Here is a 19,160-nt window from a genome sequence, read left to right on the forward strand (position 1 = left end):
TCACGAAGACTAGGAAATACAATAGTAGTAGTATTTTCTTGAAAATGACGTATAGCATAATACTTTTAATTTTTACAATGCAAGAAAAGGCTTATTTTTTATACTACATACGGTTAGTGTGTTTACGATCGCTTAAATCTTTTTGAGGAGAATTGATCTTAGTATTAGTAGATTTGAAGTAAATCTACGTCGTAAAGTACTATACTGACTTAATCAGAAAACTCTACAATTACCTTTGAATCAGTGACCTACCTTCCATAAGGTAAAAATAATTAAAAATTACTAAATCTGATTTATTTGAGAGAAGATAATATACCTAATACACGCATATATACCTCCTTTTTATTAAGAAGCAGAAATTGAGATACGTAACTATTTCACCTGATTTGTCTCTATATACAATCAGCACTACTTCATTATCCTAACAACAGCAACAAATAATTTATATAATAAAAATTGTAACTCACTTCTTCTCCTCCTCTAATTTCCTAAACTCCACCGCAACCTCCCCAAAACCGATACCCCTACTCTTTCCTATACCAAAATAGGAAGAGGACAACAAATACCTCAATACCCTCCTCTTTAATCTCTCTTCTGGTATATCGAACTCGATCCAACCCATAACACCCCTAGCTTTTCTCAAATTACCTTTACTATCCTCACCAATGGTAACAGTTACCGGATGTAGATCATATCCCACAATCCTGGATAACGCGTTAGAGAGAACCCCAAGCTTAAACGCCCTAACATCAATTTCCTTCTTCCCGATCAAATTACAATACGTTTTATAAGCATAAGCAACTATCAAACCAACTGAAGGCAAAGTCGAGTAACCAGCGTCAATCTTCTTATACCTTTCAGAAAGAGAAGGAGGAAGCAAAACCTTAGATGAAAGAATTGCAGGGGAAATAAATCTAACCACTATATTATCCTTCATGTAATTTTCAACTCCCTTATTCAACTTCTCAACATCAACTATTTCTACATCCTCGATCTTTAGATGAAATTTACCGTAAACAGTATCGAAAACCCCCTCATCTACAATTTCAGTCAAAACGTTAGTTTCAGTAGAAAAGGCAATTGTTGAAGAAAGCCTTGTACCTTTTTTTACAGTCTTCAAGCTTCCATTCGTCTGGAAAATCCTCCTCTGATTTGAACCTAGATGGGAGATAAAAATCAGCTTGTATTTATCTCTAGATGCAATTAAATCTCTTAACGAAGGGAGTACTTTTCCACTTTGTATCAAATATTTCAGCACCTTAGATGAGGGAGTAGGTAAAATAACGTCTTGCAGAGGCGTAACGCTATACCTTATCCTAAAAATTAATGGCATCACTTTCCTCACCTCATCAACTCCCAATCTGAAATTAACCTCAAATCCTTAATAACTCTTTCATTCCCTCTCTCCATGATTTCCTCCTTCTCTTTCGTTTCTTGTTTTTCTGTCACAATGTATCATATAGTTATGAGTCTATATAAACTTCGCTTTCATATGTACGAAACGATTTTTTCATACTTATGAAAAATTAAGGCCCGTAAATTTCCAACAAGAGCTTACCTTTCATTGTAAGTTTATTCGAATCGTCAATTAATTTCTCTTTCTTCAACTCGTTTAACCTCCTCCATGTTGTAGTTAAGGAAATTTCCGTAGTCTTACTTATTGAGTTAGCTGACGAATAACCATCTTTAATAGCCTTCAGTATTGCCAAGTGATCCTTGGTCAAGGATAGGGAAGTAAAAGTAACATCGCTCATCTTAAATTGGTAAACCTTTGTGAAGTCCTCAGTCTCGATCTCAATAACAGCATCTATTCCAGTCAGTAGAAAAGCAGAAAATACTCCTAAAACTATCAGCCTCATACCTCCGCTCAAATTAGCTACAAATTCTTTCCCCGCATTTTGTAGAATAACCTTTCCAACCTTCGTAACTATGTTTTCGAAGTCAATAGGGTCTACATCAACAACCTCATAAGGAACTTCAACAGTCTTTATAAAGTTTGTCAGAGATTCCAACGCCTTTTTAGCCTTCTCTTCTCTAAAACTACCTACTATAATGACTTTTTCAACGTTTTTACCGTGCCTCATTAACGCTCTATACTGAAACTTCTCGTCAAACCCAAGTGTAAAGATCAGTATCATACCCTATACACGGAAAATAAGATATTAAATTTTTCTGGTTTAGGGAAAAGAGTAGGATATATCGTGTTAAGTGAGCTAGATCTGTCTGAAATACTTCTCTATCTTCGTGGTTTAGAATTTCTGTTCTTAATTGCAACTCTCCCATCAGCTTCATTCAGTAAGGAAAGTACTGAAGCCGAAATAAATCTGTAAAAGCTATATTTCATGTCGATTGGTAACATTCGCTTGTCTACAGTTACTATTATCTCCTTCTTTTTGATCAGTAAGTTGTTTATCTTGTCTACAATTTCTCTACCAAGCTCACTTCTGAGAAAGCTCACATCCATTCGTGTTATCACGTCTAGACACTCTTCATAAGGTTGGAATTTAATGTTTTTATTTATGTTCCTAAAGACCTCTGAGTAATCCCTTTTAGCATAATGATGCAAAAGGACTGGTCTAATTAACATCACTCCAATCATTTTATTTTTTTCCGATTTAGTTATATTAGTAGGTTCCATATCATCCCAACTTATTCTCGTTGCAAGTAATATTATTCGAGCACTTATGAGTTCATGATCTGTATAGTGTCCGGTTGGTTTTTCTTGATATCTTGTATCAATTTTTCCTAAGTCATGAAGGAAACCAGAAAGCAGAATTAAATCATGAACTTCATCTTTATCAAGATTTGCCCTTCTCGATATAACGTTTACTAATTTTTCAAAGAACCAGTTATCTCTCATATAGTTTACAACGTCTGTAGCGTGAACTTCGTAGAGTTCCTCTTTCTCATTTTTATTATCATTAGGATAATATGCTAAACAAGCCATTACTTATTCACCCTCAAACCAACATGTTCCTTATATCTATCTTTTCTAAGGATAAGAATAGGAGTCGATTTGTATTCTTCTATAAACTTTCCATATAATTTTTCAACTTCTCTACTTCTTTGTATCTTCTTCTTACCCATAAGCTCCTTATACAATCTTTCGAAATCACATTTTGGACTCTTTTCAATAACCTTGTATCCTTCGGGAGTTAGGTAACCAATTCCTTCAACATACTTGAATATTCTTCCATTAATCTCATTTATCCCTAAAACTAATGAGTTGCTCATTATTTCCATAGTTATCTTATTGAACTCTTCCCGCTCTGAAGTTTTTTTATTAGAGTTTTCGTCTGGCTTTTGTGAAATTATTTTCTTAAAATCTTCTATTCCTCTGACGTAAACTTCAATTAAGCTTCTTGTTAGAGAAAAGTTATTCTTTCGCAAAAACCTATTTATAACTTCATTGGGCGTATAGAGAGGTGCTAAAATTGACTTTAAGTTGTACATAAATTTGTAGTCAATCCTATAATAATAATCCGAGGTAGCCCTTATCAAATCTAGGTAAGAAACCTCGTAGCCATCCTTTTTATAAGGTAGTCTCCAATTTATCTTCATCTTATGTTCCTTTATGAATTCAATTATCTTGTTGTTATTCTCTTCAACAATATATATTTCTGCTTCATTGTTCTTATTGTCGCATTTTCCCTCTTTATTGCCATATCTGAAAACTCTTCCCACTCTTTGAACAACGGAGTTAGGGTTGGTTGCAGTAGTTATCAATGCGTCAAAGGATACGTCAATTCCCGCCTCAATTGCACTAGTCCCTAACACGACTTTTGCCGTCCTTAATTTACTAGCAGCCTCATCTCTGTCCTTTCTAATCAATCTCCCGTGAATTAGTACACACTCATTACCTTGAGATAGATCCTTGCACACCTCCTTATAAATCTTCATAACCTTTTTTAGACTATCTATGATTACTAAGACTCTCTTTCCTTCATAAACTAACTCCTTAATTTTATTAACGATATCTTCTTTTTTAATCGTTTGGGTTTTCCATACAACGCTTAGCATTTCTTTTTCAAATTCCTCATCGTGTATAATGATCTCATTTCTCTTATCCTCGTCTTTTTCGCCAAGCCTTAACCTAATATATTTATCTTGACTAAGCACTTCTGTATTAAAGAAAACATCTGGTAATGTTGCACTAAGTATTAATACAGGGTTCCTCATATACCAGTGAGCCTCTAATGCAGCGTAAAATAATGTAGGTATTTCGTTCTCATCGTTCTTAAAATATATGTGGGCTTCGTCATAAACCGTTAACGAGGTAAATATTTTACCTAATGGAAGGAAATAGTGTTTATTAAATTTAAACAACTCAGTAATAGGGGCTTTGAAGAAATTGTGTACAAAAGAATCCATTGTAGTTAGGACGTAGTCAGCATCGAATAGAGGTCTCTTCTTTGGTTTATATTGTTCATTATTCTCCTTCCCTTGATCTTCTTTTTTATAATCAAGACTCTGTATATAATCACCCATCTGATAAGCTAGGTTAATAGGTCCGTTTTTATTATATAAGCGCATTTCATATAAGTCCTCCAATAAATTACGTACTAAGACTCTCAAAGGGAGAACATGTATAACGTTTTCTGCCCAACCTTCATCTGATAATTCGTTGAATATCTCAGGGACACTTTTCGTTTTTCCATAACCTGTCGGAAATTCAACTATAAAAAACGGTAATCTGCCCCCCTTTTTCTTCTCTCTTCTTACAACTTCAATTAGTTTCTCTATTCCTTTTCTTCCTTTAGTTTTTCTCATGGTTCCCATCGTAGATGCCTAGTATATCATTTTTAATATTTTTCCATTCATTACCGTAAATTTTCTCTCCGGCAATATTTACCGTATTACTTGTTAATCCTCTAATAATTGGATAAAATAAACTAACGTCTTGAACGTTTATATATTGAATAATTGCATTTGAAAGTAACTCTATTAAAGTCCTTATAGCATTACTGTCATCCTCTTCATATCTATATTTAGATGTTAACATGTAAATAGAATTAGCTAGTTTTAGCTTCCAGATAACTTTCATTAAGTCTGTTATGTAATAATATACTAATTTAGAACTGCCATCTTTAGAACTGCCATCTTTAGAACTGCCATCTTTAGAACTGCGATCAAAATAGATAAAACCCAGCAGAGCTTTATATTGCGTGTCTTTTTCAATAGCTTGCATATAAGCTAATGCATAAGCCGAGGCTACCCCCATTAACGTTGCCTTTTCACTTAATTTAGATTTTTCACTTCTTTTTCTTATTACTTCTTTAGAGTAATCTAGAGCTTTTTCAATATTATCAAATAAAACTCTTTCTGGATATACTATATCGATGAACACATTACCTTCATCAACGGCTGTAGATAGATCACCGATCCTTGCTAATTTAGCAACAGCCTTGTTAACGCCTATTATATTTCTAATTGCACTAGTTTGTCCCCCGAAGATTCTTCCATACTCACTAAATTCCAACCTATATTTAGAATTATTGAGAATTTCCTTCTTATCGGAATTATTGGGATTTTTACTTTTTCTTTTCTTACTTTGTCGAACAGCCTTCAATGGAACGAAATTGTTTTCATCAAAATCACTTTTCTCGAGCTTTAATAAATCGATGTCAGAGACATTAGCTTCTTTATTCAATCCTAATTTTACATACTTAGCTTTAAGAGCCTCTAGAAGTATGTTAACATTTTTGATAAATTGATCTAACTGATCCTCATCAGCTAATGGCACCTTTTGAGTGAAAACATCAACTTTATGTGCCAATAGGATTGCTTGCCTAACATACTGACTGAGTAATAAATTCTTAAATTTCCACAAATTATTAAGCGTGATAATTATACGCTCTGCCGAGCGTTTAGGCATTACCTATCACCTCTCTCGGTATTATTAGATGTTGATTACTCTCAACAACTTTCTCCACTTTATTCACATCAAGGACTACGGCATCACTAGTAACATCTACTACCATTCCTCTAGGCACCGGTAAATAAGGCGGTGGTACACAGAACTGATCATCCTTAGGATAAATTACTTTTGTAAAATTCTCCTTATCAAGTATTGGCATTTCAACGATCTCACACATCGTTGTATTCAACGCTAACCTTTGGGGGAAGTAAAATCTCGTTTTCAAGTCGCTTACTTCGTCAATAATTAAATCTTTGACTTTAAACACTTTTACATCTCTTATATAAACTAACGACTCTTTTCTTCCAATCCTTGTTATGCCATAAGCGTATTTAGCCAACTTCTCGTCATTAACAATATATGCAATATACGCTTCACCTCCATAATAAACTGAGCTTCTCGTACCAATACCATACATTCCTTTTACTGTCCCCCGAAGCTCCTCTGAACATTGATCTGGTTGTCTTAAACAATCAACAACCTCTTTCGTATTTCCAATCATTTTAAGTCTACTAGACTTCTGTATAAACATTGTAAATATTCTTTCCATATCGGTTGTTATAGCATATGTAGGAGCCCAAAAGGATGCATATTTAACATTATCTAATAATTTATACGTAATTGAATACGAATTTTCAGTTTCAACTCCATCTTTTGCAAAATATGGATAACTCAGAGCACCAACCAACGTTGTAGGGGGAGGAACAACGTAACCTTGAGAAGATTTAACTAAGGGTGGAACAGATATAAAGTTACTATAAAAACCTACCTTGACTAGAATAAGGCTTAAATCACTCATTGCACTCACTGATGTGTTACTTTTTATTTGAATTCTTTTTCAGTTCTTCCATTACATCTTCTTTCACAGCAGCGATTAATTCCTCTAAGGAGGTTTTTCTTGTAACATTAACAATACAACCTTGAGTCTGACTCTGATTTTCTGTTGTTTGCTTATTTTCGTTTACCTTAATTAATTCCTCGTTATCAAAATAGAATATCTTTATGCATTCATCCTTTATATTATTAACGTAAACATATGCTCTCTGCAAGGTATCAGCAACGTAATCATACCTCTTAGGAGGAGATACAGAGAACGGCATAGGTTTCGAAATAGCTGCAATTCCCCCTAAGAATTCAATGATTGGCAAATACCTAGCATGTTTAGCACCTATATATGAACCACTAAACATGGTCATTAAAGCAGTAAACGTTTTGTCTACTCTGTCTATTCTGTCCTCTACATATTGCTCAGTAGATAATTGACCAATTCCACTAACATTAACATGTATTGTTAGCATGTAAACTGCTGAACCACTCTCTATCTGAAATATGGCATTTTCATTTTTTATATTATTAAACCTTACGTGGAACTGTGGAAAGATAGTTGCTCTTGCTGCATCTATATCTGGAATCATATAACTAAACATTATTCTTGAAGTTCTCCTTATCGAACTTCCCTTTTCTTCGGCTTCAGATTCACCTTCTTTTTCTGACTTAGAAGAGGACTTTGTAGCCATAGCTTTAGATTTACCTTCTTTTTCTGACTTAGAAGAGGACTTTGTAGCCATAAAACCGGTAACATCATCTACAATACACGTTTTTACTCTATTGTCAAGAAGTGTGTTAGCGTCACCAGATCTTTTTAAAAATCCGCCAATCGTTTGATAGTTCTTACAATCCTCACACAATCTCGGTTCAGTCTTACTCGATTTACTTTGTTGCGAACCACTCTCACTACTACCGCTTTGCAGTGGAGTTACTCCTATTTTATTTAACTCTAAGTCAGCTAAAGCCCTCATAAATGCGTGCGCTATTGCTTGTCCAGAAACTACTGGTGCAAAAACTACTTCATAGCCATTATCAGTTTTTCTTAGCAGTGGAGCAGTCCTGTGTCTTGTATAATTACCAAATGACTCTACCATGTTCATTGCTTCTACATTAACCCTAAACCTTAAACCAAAACTTACGAACATTATTGACCACCACCTTGGGTTGACTGTTTAGCCTCTTCTTGTTCACTTTTAGGCGTTTGCTCAGACTCATCTTGTTTAAGAGCTCTAGATAATGCTCTTATTGCCAATTCTTTATATATAGCCGGATTTTTCCTAGCCTTAGCAAAAAGTATATTAAGCTCTCTTTCTGAGGGAATCGACACGCTATTTTGTGTAGAAACATAACGTATTGCGTTGTATAAAGCAGCATTAATAATTGATTCATCAGAGACATATGCTAGAGTATCTAAGATCCCGTAATTTTTTCCCCTTGCTATAACAGTAAGCAAGTTAACGATAGATTCAAGAAACCTTTTTTTCTCCTTCTTTTCCTCTTTACTCATACGCGTATATTTTATAGGTAAAAAATATATATATTTTGCGGATCTGTTATTAAACGTTAACATCTCAATTATCTTATAAATCTCACGTAAATTCCCTTCATTACTAGTAAGATCTAATGTATATCTTCCGTAGTCATTTTTCACTAAAATGAAAAATCACGGGCATTCTCCATGATACTCAGTATCACGCAAAAGTCCATAATAAATTACGTCTAGTATTACCTATGAGAAAATACGATGCGATAACTAGTATGTATACCCCTTTAAGTCCTCAAACATCAATGAAAATACCTGAAAAAGAATACACGTGTTAAAAAGACATACAATGACTTTCTCCTCACCTTCCCTAAATTAAATAAATAGAGTCAGAACGTTGAAACAACTAAAAATAATCTCCTAGACCTAAATTACTCAACCATAAAAAGGGAAGGGAGAAATACAAAGATAAAATCCCTAGAGAAACCGTCCTTCGCGTTCCAATTCCTTAACCTATAGGTTAAGACGATCAATCACAAAAATTTCTAGCCTGATATAGTTTCACTGTAATATATCGACTAAGATGAATGCATGACAACGCCTCTCGAGAATTTTGAAGACTATTTGGCCAATGTAAGAGTCAATTCTTTCAATTCTATAGGAGATTAGCTTTACAGTATTTGCAATCATTAACTAACGCACCGGAATTAGCTGATGCTTTCAATTCTATAGGAGATTAGCTAAGCATAGAACTGCGCCAGTTGTATTAAGGACTTCCACCTTTCAATTCTATAGGAGATTAGCTTTGAATTAATTGTACACGTTGTGATAAAAATTGTGTAAGCTTTCAATTCTATAAGAGATTAGCACAGAATGAGATAGCATCGAAAATCATCCAGCTCAAAGACTTTCAATTCTATAAGAGATTAGCAAAAGAACGCCAGGGAAGTGCAACTATATTCAACGAGTAACTTTCAATTCTATAAGAGATTAGCCGTTTATAAATGCGTCTGAGATGATTGCGAGAACTATTGCCTTTCAATTCTATAAGAGATTAGCTAGGGTCAATACTGATAATATCGAGAGCTGAAATTATACCCTTTCAATTCTATAAGAGATTAGCAAAATAGTGCACTTGTCGGGGAGATTGAGTCATTGGAAGCTTTCAATTCTATAAGAGATTAGCCTTCACCACCTTTTAGCTGTGGCCCAAGGCGTTTGATGTTCTTTCAATTCTATAAGAGATTAGCGAAATGAATTTTAAACACTTAGGTATGATTTTACTTATAATCTTTCAATTCTATAAGAGATTAGCAGAATGGTACAATAGCATCAAAGGCAAACGATTAATGCTAAACTTTCAATTCTATAAGAGATTAGCCAAAGCCTTTTCTCAGAGATTTACAACCAGCTAATTCAGATCTTTCAATTCTATAAGAGATTAGCTTGCTGGAGTAATGTATATGATATGAAAGTAGAAAGTAAGCTTTCAATTCTATAAGAGATTAGCTAACATTTGCTTTGTTAGGATTGTTTATTTGTAAGGAAGTCTTTCAATTCTATAAGAGATTAGCGCCGTCTGGTATTGTACAAACTGCTCCGTTAACTTATTCCTTTCAATTCTATAAGAGATTAGCAAGGAAGTAACGATGATCGTACAGGGTTAGACGCTTTCTTCTTTCAATTCTATAAGAGATTAGCAATATTGGTCAGTCTCGGAGTAATTGTAGGAGTATATCTCTTTCAATTCTATAAGAGATTAGCTTGTGGCGTTGTAAGCTTGGTCGGAGTCAGCATAACATTCTTTCAATTCTATAAGAGATTAGCATTACGCTCTAGCTTCAAGTCAAGATAGTAGTGTTGTTTTTTGCCTTTCAATTCTATAAGAGATTAGCAAAGGAATTGGAAGAGAAAGTCTCAAAATTGAATGAGTTGCCTTTCAATTCTATAAGAGATTAGCGAAACAGAAAAAGAGGAGGAAACAGCGTCTGAAAATGAACCTTTCAATTCTATAAGAGATTAGCTTACCAAGGTTTCGCCCTTAAGTTGCAGAGACATCTAAATCTTTCAATTCTATAAGAGATTAGCACGGCAAAAGTTCCGTTAGGACCTAGTTTATTCCATGAAACTTCTTTCAATTCTATAAGAGATTAGCTTGGCAATAAAGGAAATTGAAGGCCAGCTGGATAATATTACTTTCAATTCTATAAGAGATTAGCGTGCCGTTCGAAGAGTTAGGAGTTGGAACAACTTCAGTTTCCTTTCAATTCTATAAGAGATTAGCATAGCATCAGTATTAGATGGCATTGCTAGCACCTATCTTGACTTTCAATTCTATAAGAGATTAGCCTCGCTATTCTGTGCAAAAGTGTTAGATGAGAGCAAAGTCTTTCAATTCTATAAGAGATTAGCACAAGTATGGGTACCAAGCCCACAAAAAGCAGTTGAAAGTCTTTCAATTCTATAAGAGATTAGCTTTCGACAGAACAACTACCGACAAGTTGTGGCTTTCAAACTTTCAATTCTATAAGAGATTAGCAGAATATGAAGAAACGCCATGGTTCCTTCAGCTTAGTGAACTTTCAATTCTATAAGAGATTAGCCTACGTTTTGTCGTTGCCGTTGCGGGCGTGGATGAAGCAAACTTTCAATTCTATAAGAGATTAGCCGACCTCATACGTTTTCTCGTAGTACTCTAATGGCGATAACTTTCAATTCTATAAGAGATTAGCAAAAAGCTAAGGGGGAAGAACAGTGAAAATAATTGAGTACTTTCAATTCTATAAGAGATTAGCAATATTGCACTAGGTGTGGTGAAAAATTCGCAACTGTCTTTCAATTCTATAAGAGATTAGCGTATTGCAAATAAATGCAGTACCCAATAACGGCCTGATACTTTCAATTCTATAAGAGATTAGCAAAAATGAACCGGCAGAAGAACAAGTACCCGAAGAAGAAGCTTTCAATTCTATAAGAGATTAGCTGGTGCAATAACCCCACCTATTACGAGACCGCTGATTACCACTTTCAATTCTATAAGAGATTAGCAGAGTAATTCGGCACTTGCTTTTGTCCAGCCATAAACTGAGGACTTTCAATTCTATAAGAGATTAGCGTCAAGTCCTTCAGGAACAAAGATTCCAAATACTCATTTCTTTCAATTCTATAAGAGATTAGCAAGGCATTGTTCGTGGAATATTGGCTGGGCTCACAGGAATCTTTCAATTCTATAAGAGATTAGCCTGTAGTGTTGCCATGTTTATCCCTAGTTATCGTTCTCACTCTTTCAATTCTATAAGAGATTAGCCAATTTATATGCAGTGATGGGTTGCAACAACGATTTTGTTACTTTCAATTCTATAAGAGATTAGCGCGTATCAGTATTCGCAAAACGCAAAGAACGCACTTCTCAACTTTCAATTCTATAAGAGATTAGCGTAAATCTGGCATGGGCCTGTTGCCCACGCATATATGTTCTCTTTCAATTCTATAAGAGATTAGCTTAACAAACTAACTAGGTTAGTAAATAGTATCTTTATCGACTTTCAATTCTATAAGAGATTAGCATATCTCTTTGAAAGATAATTTGCCGTTGTATAATCAGATCTTTCAATTCTATAAGAGATTAGCCCAAAGGCCGAAGAGCAACTTGTGCGATATGCCATAAGCTTTCAATTCTATAAGAGATTAGCCATTCAGCTTCTTCTGCATAGCTTGTGACAATCCATACACTTTCAATTCTATAAGAGATTAGCTTAACGTCCTCTATATCTTGAAATTTATATATTAATAATCTTTCAATTCTATAAGAGATTAGCATCGAAAAAGATGATATAGCGAGAGAAGTTTACGAGTATCCTTTCAATTCTATAAGAGATTAGCTGCCACTGGATTTACTGAAATTGGAGCTTCGATAGGACTTTCAATTCTATAAGAGATTAGCACAAATTTTAGAGCAAGTTCAAGCGGCGTTAGGCAGAAGCTTTCAATTCTATAAGAGATTAGCGTGGCATATGCGGTGGTGAATGGTGGAACAGCATCATTACGCTTTCAATTCTATAAGAGATTAGCACTTAACGTAACTGAATCCCAAGTTTCTGAAAACGTAGCCTTTCAATTCTATAAGAGATTAGCTAAACATTAGCTACTAATATATCATTAGGTCCTACAGTGTACTTTCAATTCTATAAGAGATTAGCTTCAAACAGAAAGACGTAGTCAAATGCATTGTCACGAAACTTTCAATTCTATAAGAGATTAGCAATGAGAAAGAAAAGGGGTTGGGGATATGACCCTAATATCCTTTCAATTCTATAAGAGATTAGCTCTCCTATGTATGCCGCAAAATGATAATAGCCTCTTTGCTTTCAATTCTATAAGAGATTAGCACAGATAGTATGCGCCTTTATACCCTCTTTGCCACGAAAGCTTTCAATTCTATAAGAGATTAGCACTTTTGAATGGTCTTGTTCTGGTTTATGTGAGGATACTGACTTTCAATTCTATAAGAGATTAGCTGAGGGTTTATTAATCTCATATTTACTACTATTTTCTCCTTTTCTGTTTATAAGTTTTGTTCTCCCCTTTTTCTTTCCAATTTTTATCATTATTAATTCAATCCCTACTAAGTTTAGGAGAGTGAGGGATTCTTCATAGAGGTAATGAGTTTAGGTTAACATCCTACCTCCTAAGGAAATAACATAAAACAACACACACTAACAAAAACGGGACAAAAAATTCAAATTTCCTAGAAATTCCTCCTCTTAGTACTTTATTAATTTATAGAAAGATTTATGAGTTGGTAATACTAATTTATTGTATGAAGTCATATTTTGTCACCATGGGATTTAATGAAACTTTTCTCCTTAGACTTCTAAACGAAACTTCAGCACAAAAAGAAGACAGTTTGGTAATTGTTGTTCCCTCACCAATTGTCTCCGGGACTAATACTGCAATAGAGAGTTTGAGGGCTCAAATTTCCAAGTTGAATTATCCTCTTCCAAAAGTTTACGAAATAGACATAGTTGACTTCAATTCAGCTCTCTCTAAGATTTTAGATCTTCTTTTGCCTTTACCAGAGCCAATAATAAGTGATCTAACAATGGGAATGAGAATGATAAACACTTTGATTCTCTTAGGGATTATTGTGAGTAGGAAGAAGTTCACAGTTTACGTTAGAGATGAGGGTGGGGGAAGTAGGGTTATTTCATTTAATGATGGCATAATGAGGGCTTTGATGAGGGAATACAGTAAGGAGGAAATGAAGTTACTTAACGTACTCCATGAGATGGAAGGAGCTAGTGTAACTGAACTTGCAAAAATGTTAAATAAGAGCGAGAAGACTTTGATAAACAAGGTAGCTGAGTTAAAGAAATACGGGATTTTAATTCAGAAAGGTAAGGATAGAAAGGTTGAGCTAAATGAGTTGGGGTTGAACGTTATTAAACTAAATAGGAGTTTTGTTAGTAGTAGTAGGGGTCTTGGTATCGAAGAGAATGGAAAGGAAGCTGATGTATCTTATTAGAATTATATGAATCAGTAAAGTCTTATACGTTGTTTGCGATGCAAGCTGAGATGTATCTTATTAGAATTATATGAAAAAATGTGTATATAAAGGTGTTAGAACGCTTAGAAGAGAAAAATGGTTAGCAGACGAGTGGTCATTGACTATTTGGAAAAGCAATCTTTATACTAGAATACTTGGTTAGAGTAGTTTTGATACCCCGACCTCTCAAAAGACTTTTCTGTTCTAGAATACTATGGTTAGAGCGTTCTTTATAGTTAACTTAGAAGAGGGTAAAAAGAGGTAAATTTAATCTTATTAGAAATAACCATTAGCTCTTGTTTTACATTAAGTAGAAAGCCATTACATTTGAGTAGTTTACTGAAAAATTAGAGACAAGTAATAGAGATGTGCATGTGTGTATATAACGTTTAATTTTTCCAATGTAAGATAAGGCGTATTCATACTAAACACGCTTCAACTATTTACGGTTACTTAAATTTGAAGAGAACCTATCTCGGTGTTTAAGGGATTTGAGGTAAATTTACGTAAAGTATACATTTGATAGAGCTAAATCATGAAAACCTAGTTTCACCCGTCAAATAACCAGATAAAGAGATACTTCTCTACTTGTGTCGTTCGAAGCTAAACCATTGTCGATCCATTGTATACAAAACAGATATTTCTCTGCTTGTCTTATCCAATAGTGTTAAATAATGGGTTCAGTATTAGCGTAAGCAATCTTGAAGACGCTAATTATCACCTTCAGCGTTAAATAAATAGATAAAAATTTTCACGTTTTCTGACCTTCTTTAAACTACGTAAAAAGGGCAAAAATTCAAAGCATTTAGCTCACAACAAAACGCTAACTGGACAAACTCTCCTATACTGACAAGCTTTACATAGTAGGGGTGAGGGATTGACGACAGGAGGACTATCATCTTCTATACTGTCGATTAACTGATTAACTACTTTATGTATGTATTCGACGTGCTCTCTTCTAACCTCAATGTTTATCTTCTTCTCCTTGTTCATTAGTAATATGGAACTCCTCACCCTAAACCCATTTCTCTCAGCTAAGTAAGCGTAAGCTAGCAACTGTATTCTAAAGTGGTTGTAGAATCTTCTGTGAAATGCCTTAATCTCTATTACACTATCCTCAGTCAAAACGTCAACTATCCCGTTTAATCCACTATCCTTATCCTTTAAATGTACTTCATAATATTTAGGTTCTGGGAAATCACTCACAATTTCCTTTAAATTCACTTTCTTAGCTATCCTCTGACTATTCGTTATTGGCTCTCTCCAACCCATCTTCTTCCTTATCCATGGTATGACCTTACACAGAGTGAAGTCCTTTAAGTCAGTTACACTAACCATTCCTCCAATCCCTCCTTACCTATCACAATCCTTCTCTCCCAATCCCTTATACCTAAAGGAATTATGTGAACTATGTCAGTATTAGTGTCAATAATTAACTTAACCACTCTTATCAAATCCTTAACTCTTTGACTATCTATATCACCTTCAAATGCACTTCTCTGAATCCTCTCCAATCCAAGTTTCTTCAAGTTATTTGCTAGCTTATTCCTCTTACTATCGTCAGAAACGTCATAAACTACCAATAGCTTCACTCACATCACCAACCTAAATCCCTTATATTCCCTTCCTTCCCTAATGCTTGACGCTAACTTCACAGCGTGAGCCCTAATCGCTTGAATTAACGTCTTAGGATTATGATCACTTTCCTCCTTAACGTTCTCCTCCATACCTTTCCTTATTAACTTAGCCAAATTTCCCCTACTACTCTCCTCAATTAAACCTTCCTTAACCTTTAACCTAAAACCACTTCTTAAAGCTCTAACCAATAGGAAATCAATATATGGTTTAAACATTTCTGAGAAATCATATACTAAACTCTCCTTCCCTGGTCTATCCTTGTGTATAAAACCTAAATAGGGATCCAACCCAGCTATAACTAGGTATTTGAAGACGATGCTGTAAAGTATAGCGTAAGAGTAGTTCAAAGCAATATTGAACTGATCAACCCCATCTACATCCCTACCGTCAAATCCAATATCCTTAGGTAGTAGGTGAGATATATTCTGCCAATATATTCTAGCAGCAGTTGGCTCATCCTTCCCTAACAACTCCTTATAATCGTTCTTACTTCCAGTAATTCTAGCCCAGTACTTTAAGTGAACACTCTGATTGAAAATCTTAGAACTTATCATCTCCTCCCCGTATTTAATGTCCTTCTTCACCACAACACACTCGTACTGTGCCTTCTTAGTCTTAACAGTTTCAGTTACAATAGAAGGTAATAGTATTCCCCAAGGCGTATCCCTTGAGTTCAAGAACATTACACTTATACCGTGAGTTAAGGCTAGAGATAAGGCAGTAGTTGAAATCGAACAAGATGCTGTTATCAATATTTCATCAACCTCAGAGGGCGAAATTTCGACCTTCTTATCCCCTTTCTTAATCACTAACATGTTCCTCTTAACGTAAACGTAAGCTCCGTATTCAGATATGACTAACGTTCTCATTATTTTCACCTCTTATTATTACAATAGTTTAGGAAAGGACAAGAGGGAGAGCACGAGACCGGCATACCAGGATCCTTCTCTTGACTTACCATGTCAATGACCTCATCCCTAGCGTCTAAGAACTCCTTCCTAATATCTGGGGAAATGTAAAATACTTCAACCTTAAATTCCGGGGAGTTAATGGTGACTCCGTTAACGTAGATTAGAGCACCGAAGTCAATTGGAAGCTCTAGAGCGCTCTCCAAAGCCATACCGTATCCAGCTAGAGCCAATCTATGAAACTCTTGAGAACTCCCAACCTTCATTTCCACAACCAAGGAGAGTTGCATTATTGCGTCAACTGACAACCTAGAGGATAAACCCAAGGGACTACCATCTACTTTGAATTCGCTGATCACCGGTACAAATGATGTGGAATCTGAGAAGTCACTCAAAAGATCCAAAGCATAAGCTTTGTAAACCTCTTCACAGTACTTAATGAACTGTTGGGGACATACGTTCCTAACAATCTTGTTGCTCCTAAACAGAGTTTCTAGGACGTTCCATGGTTTATAACCAGAAGAAAGGAGTTTAATGACCTCGTTTGATACGTTCCTAACTATCTCGTGAATTGCTTGGCCTAATAGTAGCGAAGCTCTTTGTTCCCCTTGCACTTTTAAGACCTTCCTTAAGTACACATCCCTCTTAGTCTCACAGTATCTATAAGCAACATCAGACATAGAGAGGCCCAAATAACGTCTAGGCTTAATTGGGGGCATGTGATAGTTCCACCCTCTAAGCTCCTCCTCAATAGGGTCCGAGGCCCTATATGAGTGGAGCCTTCGTAACTGTCTAATTATCTGGGACCTCATAATATAATGGCAGTTGTCGAATTTAAAATCCATTTTAAGGGGAGGGGTAAAGGAATTCCCGGCTTTACTAAGGATTAGCCTAGAATTTTGAAAGTTTTCTCTACATGAAGATTAATAATCTAGGTAGGGAAAGATGTTACTCCACCGTTAATGGAAACGGTTACTAGTTTTGAATTTTTTGTCCCGTTTTTGTTAGTGTGTGTTGTTTTATGTTATTTCCTTAGGAGGTAGGATGTTAACCTAAACTCATTACCTCTATGAAGAATCCCTCACTCTCCTAAACTTAGTAGGGATTGAATTAATAATGATAAAAATTGGAAAGAAAAAGGGGAGAACAAAACTTATAAACAGAAAAGGAGAAAATAGTAGTAAATATGAGATTAATAAACCCTCAGCTAATCTCTTATAGAATTGAAAGCAAATTGAAAAATAATGTCTTCAATTGTGATTTGGCCTTTGCTAATCTCTTATAGAATTGAAAGTTTCTAACTGTACGATTTCATTAATTCCGTCCGAAACCTGCTAATCTCTTATAGAATTGAAAGGGTCTAGGGCATCGAAGATACTGGCTATCGTGGGTACGTCTGCTAATCTCTTATAGAATTGAAAGGCACAACAGACAATTAGCTTAGAAGTCACTGACCCTGCCAGGCTAATCTCTTATAGAATTGAAAGGAAATATTGGCATAAACCGAGACATTGTAGACTTCTGGAAGCTAATCTATTATAGAATTGAAAGTTAATACCCGCTACAAGCTTATAATCATCAGTTACGATTTGCTAATCTATTATAGAATTGAAAGAATGCTTTAACACTTCAATATCATCATCACCCACATTGAATGCTAATCTATTATAGAATTGAAAGATTTATTATATTGCGCACGCAATCCCGCGTGAAATTGAAAGAGGCTAATCTATTATAGAATTAAAAGCTACGTAAATTGGGTCAGCCTCTGTCAATGCCGGTTGCCCAGCTATGCTAATCTATTATAGAATTGAAAGATTTTTAGCGTATTGCAAATACGTTGACTGTAAATCGCGCTAATCTATTATAGAATTGAAAGGTGTCTCGTCTCTTGTTATTGTTGTGTCAAGCGCCACAGGCTAATCTATTATAGAATTGAAAGTGGGTGGGTGTTTCTTCTGTACGTTGAATTTTTCTCATGCTAATCTATTATAGAATTGAAAGTTTATTATGCCATACGCTATATCAAGCCAATAAGTTGTCCGCTAATCTATTATAGAATTGAAAGTTGACAGACAAGATCGTTGACAATAAATTCTTCATCTTCTGCTAATCTATTATAGAATTGAAAGATTATCAGCATCATTAGGTCTGGCCCACTCCCCACCCTAGGCTAATCTATTATAGAATTGAAAGGATTTAGTCTGCTCATTAGGTTCAAAGTCGTAAAAAACTGCTAATCTATTATAGAATTGAAAGAACACGCTTGTGATGAACGCATCTATTGCTGTAATTTGTGCAGCTAATCTATTATAGAATTGAAAGATTATAATCTTTGACAATTTCTTTCTCACATTCAAATCCATGCTAATCTATTATAGAATTGAAAGAAAAATGTCAACTATGGAGGAAATTATGCCAATAAAGTGCTAATCTATTATAGAATTGAAAGCAGCCTAACCCCAACTATCCGTTTACATTTTCTGTCATAGCTAATCTATTATAGAATTGAAAGAACAGAAAGACGAAAACAATAATCACTAACAAAAAAAGCTTGCTAATCTATTATAGAATTGAAAGGTCCCTGGGGGGCCATGTAACAGAACAATCTGAAATGGATTGCTAATCTATTATAGAATTGAAAGGAATTATCGGATGAACCTGAACTATCACCAGAACCGGACCCACGCTAATCTATTATAGAATTGAAAGTTTAATGTACTACCAGCGTATGCTTTTTGAGATGTACTAGCTAATCTATTATAGAATTGAAAGACGGCAAATTACGTTTATGAAACGCATAGATATTCATTCGTGCTAATCTATTATAGAATTGAAAGT

At 34.9% G+C, this 19,160-nt stretch carries 13 protein-coding genes and 2 CRISPR repeat arrays (1 of these 15 only partly in view); of the genes, 1 reads left to right on the top strand and 12 read right to left on the bottom strand.

From position 1 onward, the window contains the following. Nucleotides 1-463: 463 nt before the first annotated feature. The 8 genes from cas6 to GFS03_RS04750 form a co-directional block, all read right to left on the bottom strand. Complete coding sequence (cas6, locus tag GFS03_RS04715; protein WP_153422738.1) at nucleotides 464-1,333, bottom strand: CRISPR-associated endoribonuclease Cas6; 870 nt, start codon at nucleotides 1,331-1,333, stop codon at nucleotides 464-466. 193 nt (nucleotides 1,334-1,526) lie between these two features. Next, a complete protein-coding gene (gene csa3, locus GFS03_RS04720; protein WP_153422739.1) occupies nucleotides 1,527-2,138 on the bottom strand; it encodes a CRISPR-associated CARF protein Csa3 in 612 nt (203 codons plus the stop codon). Between the two features lie 98 nt (nucleotides 2,139-2,236). Further along, entirely contained in the window at nucleotides 2,237-2,947 is a 711-nt protein-coding gene (locus tag GFS03_RS04725) for an HD domain-containing protein (RefSeq protein ID WP_153422740.1), read from the bottom strand. Further along, on the bottom strand, nucleotides 2,947-4,779 hold the full coding sequence (gene cas3, locus GFS03_RS04730) for a CRISPR-associated helicase Cas3' (RefSeq protein ID WP_153422741.1): 1,833 nt from the start codon (nucleotides 4,777-4,779) through the stop codon (nucleotides 2,947-2,949). The genes GFS03_RS04725 and cas3 overlap by 1 nt, the downstream gene beginning before the upstream one ends. After that, nucleotides 4,757-5,875: a hypothetical protein gene (locus tag GFS03_RS04735; protein ID WP_153422742.1), complete on the bottom strand. Its 1,119-nt coding sequence runs from the start codon at nucleotides 5,873-5,875 to the stop codon at nucleotides 4,757-4,759. Before GFS03_RS04735 ends, cas3 begins: the two co-directional genes overlap by 23 nt. Then, nucleotides 5,868-6,716, bottom strand: coding sequence for a type I-A CRISPR-associated protein Cas5a (gene cas5a / locus GFS03_RS04740; RefSeq protein ID WP_153422743.1), 849 nt, complete (start codon nucleotides 6,714-6,716; stop codon nucleotides 5,868-5,870). The genes GFS03_RS04735 and cas5a overlap by 8 nt, the downstream gene beginning before the upstream one ends. Nucleotides 6,717-6,732: 16 nt before the next feature. After that, a complete protein-coding gene (locus tag GFS03_RS04745) occupies nucleotides 6,733-7,890 on the bottom strand; it encodes a DevR family CRISPR-associated autoregulator (protein ID WP_153422744.1) in 1,158 nt (385 codons plus the stop codon). After that, entirely contained in the window at nucleotides 7,890-8,252 is a 363-nt protein-coding gene (locus GFS03_RS04750) for a hypothetical protein (RefSeq protein ID WP_153422745.1), read from the bottom strand. Before GFS03_RS04750 ends, GFS03_RS04745 begins: the two co-directional genes overlap by 1 nt. A 622-nt stretch (nucleotides 8,253-8,874) precedes the next feature. Continuing rightward, a CRISPR array of direct repeats spans nucleotides 8,875-12,745; the repeat unit is 24 nt; unit sequence CTTTCAATTCTATAAGAGATTAGC. A gap of 302 nt (nucleotides 12,746-13,047) precedes the next feature. Here GFS03_RS04750 and csa3 (GFS03_RS04755) point away from each other — a divergent pair. Then, nucleotides 13,048-13,752, top strand: a complete 705-nt coding sequence (csa3, locus tag GFS03_RS04755) for a CRISPR-associated CARF protein Csa3 (protein ID WP_153422746.1) — start codon at nucleotides 13,048-13,050, stop codon at nucleotides 13,750-13,752. Nucleotides 13,753-14,583: 831 nt separating this feature from the next. On the opposite strand, the gene cas4 is transcribed toward csa3 (GFS03_RS04755), so the two are convergent. Genes cas4 through cas4a form a run of 4 tightly spaced genes read right to left on the bottom strand, consistent with a single transcriptional unit; the run spans nucleotide 14,584 to nucleotide 17,131 of the window. Continuing rightward, nucleotides 14,584-15,111, bottom strand: a complete 528-nt coding sequence (cas4, locus tag GFS03_RS04760) for a CRISPR-associated protein Cas4 (protein ID WP_153422747.1) — start codon at nucleotides 15,109-15,111, stop codon at nucleotides 14,584-14,586. Continuing rightward, nucleotides 15,099-15,365: a CRISPR-associated endonuclease Cas2 gene (gene cas2 / locus GFS03_RS04765; protein ID WP_153422748.1), complete on the bottom strand. Its 267-nt coding sequence runs from the start codon at nucleotides 15,363-15,365 to the stop codon at nucleotides 15,099-15,101. Before cas2 ends, cas4 begins: the two co-directional genes overlap by 13 nt. After that, nucleotides 15,366-16,280, bottom strand: coding sequence for a CRISPR-associated endonuclease Cas1 (gene cas1, locus GFS03_RS04770; RefSeq protein WP_153422749.1), 915 nt, complete (start codon nucleotides 16,278-16,280; stop codon nucleotides 15,366-15,368). Between the two features lie 5 nt (nucleotides 16,281-16,285). Further along, nucleotides 16,286-17,131 carry a type I-A CRISPR-associated protein Cas4/Csa1 gene (gene cas4a, locus GFS03_RS04775; protein WP_153422750.1) on the bottom strand — a complete coding sequence of 282 codons (846 nt, stop codon included), beginning with the start codon at nucleotides 17,129-17,131 and terminating at the stop codon, nucleotides 16,286-16,288. A gap of 394 nt (nucleotides 17,132-17,525) precedes the next feature. Further along, nucleotides 17,526-19,160: a CRISPR direct-repeat array (repeat unit 24 nt; unit sequence GCTAATCTCTTATAGAATTGAAAG) (it continues 1,081 nt past the right edge of the window).

Origin of the sequence: Sulfolobus sp. E5-1-F (genome assembly GCF_009601705.1) — an archaeon.
Lineage (GTDB): Archaea > Thermoproteota > Thermoprotei_A > Sulfolobales > Sulfolobaceae > Saccharolobus.

Coding starts and splice junctions, on each gene's coding strand:
- csa3 (WP_153422746.1), top strand. CDS start 13,048: ATGAAGTCATATTTTGTCACCATGGGATTTAATGAAACTTTTCTCCTT.
- GFS03_RS04735 (WP_153422742.1), bottom strand. CDS start 5,875: ATGCCTAAACGCTCGGCAGAGCGTATAATTATCACGCTTAATAATTTG.
- csa3 (WP_153422739.1), bottom strand. CDS start 2,138: ATGATACTGATCTTTACACTTGGGTTTGACGAGAAGTTTCAGTATAGA.
- GFS03_RS04750 (WP_153422745.1), bottom strand. CDS start 8,252: ATGAGTAAAGAGGAAAAGAAGGAGAAAAAAAGGTTTCTTGAATCTATC.
- cas3 (WP_153422741.1), bottom strand. CDS start 4,779: ATGGGAACCATGAGAAAAACTAAAGGAAGAAAAGGAATAGAGAAACTA.
- cas4a (WP_153422750.1), bottom strand. CDS start 17,131: ATGAGGTCCCAGATAATTAGACAGTTACGAAGGCTCCACTCATATAGG.
- cas5a (WP_153422743.1), bottom strand. CDS start 6,716: ATGAGTGATTTAAGCCTTATTCTAGTCAAGGTAGGTTTTTATAGTAAC.
- cas1 (WP_153422749.1), bottom strand. CDS start 16,280: ATGAGAACGTTAGTCATATCTGAATACGGAGCTTACGTTTACGTTAAG.
- cas6 (WP_153422738.1), bottom strand. CDS start 1,333: ATGCCATTAATTTTTAGGATAAGGTATAGCGTTACGCCTCTGCAAGAC.
- GFS03_RS04725 (WP_153422740.1), bottom strand. CDS start 2,947: ATGGCTTGTTTAGCATATTATCCTAATGATAATAAAAATGAGAAAGAG.
- GFS03_RS04745 (WP_153422744.1), bottom strand. CDS start 7,890: ATGTTCGTAAGTTTTGGTTTAAGGTTTAGGGTTAATGTAGAAGCAATG.
- cas4 (WP_153422747.1), bottom strand. CDS start 15,111: ATGGTTAGTGTAACTGACTTAAAGGACTTCACTCTGTGTAAGGTCATA.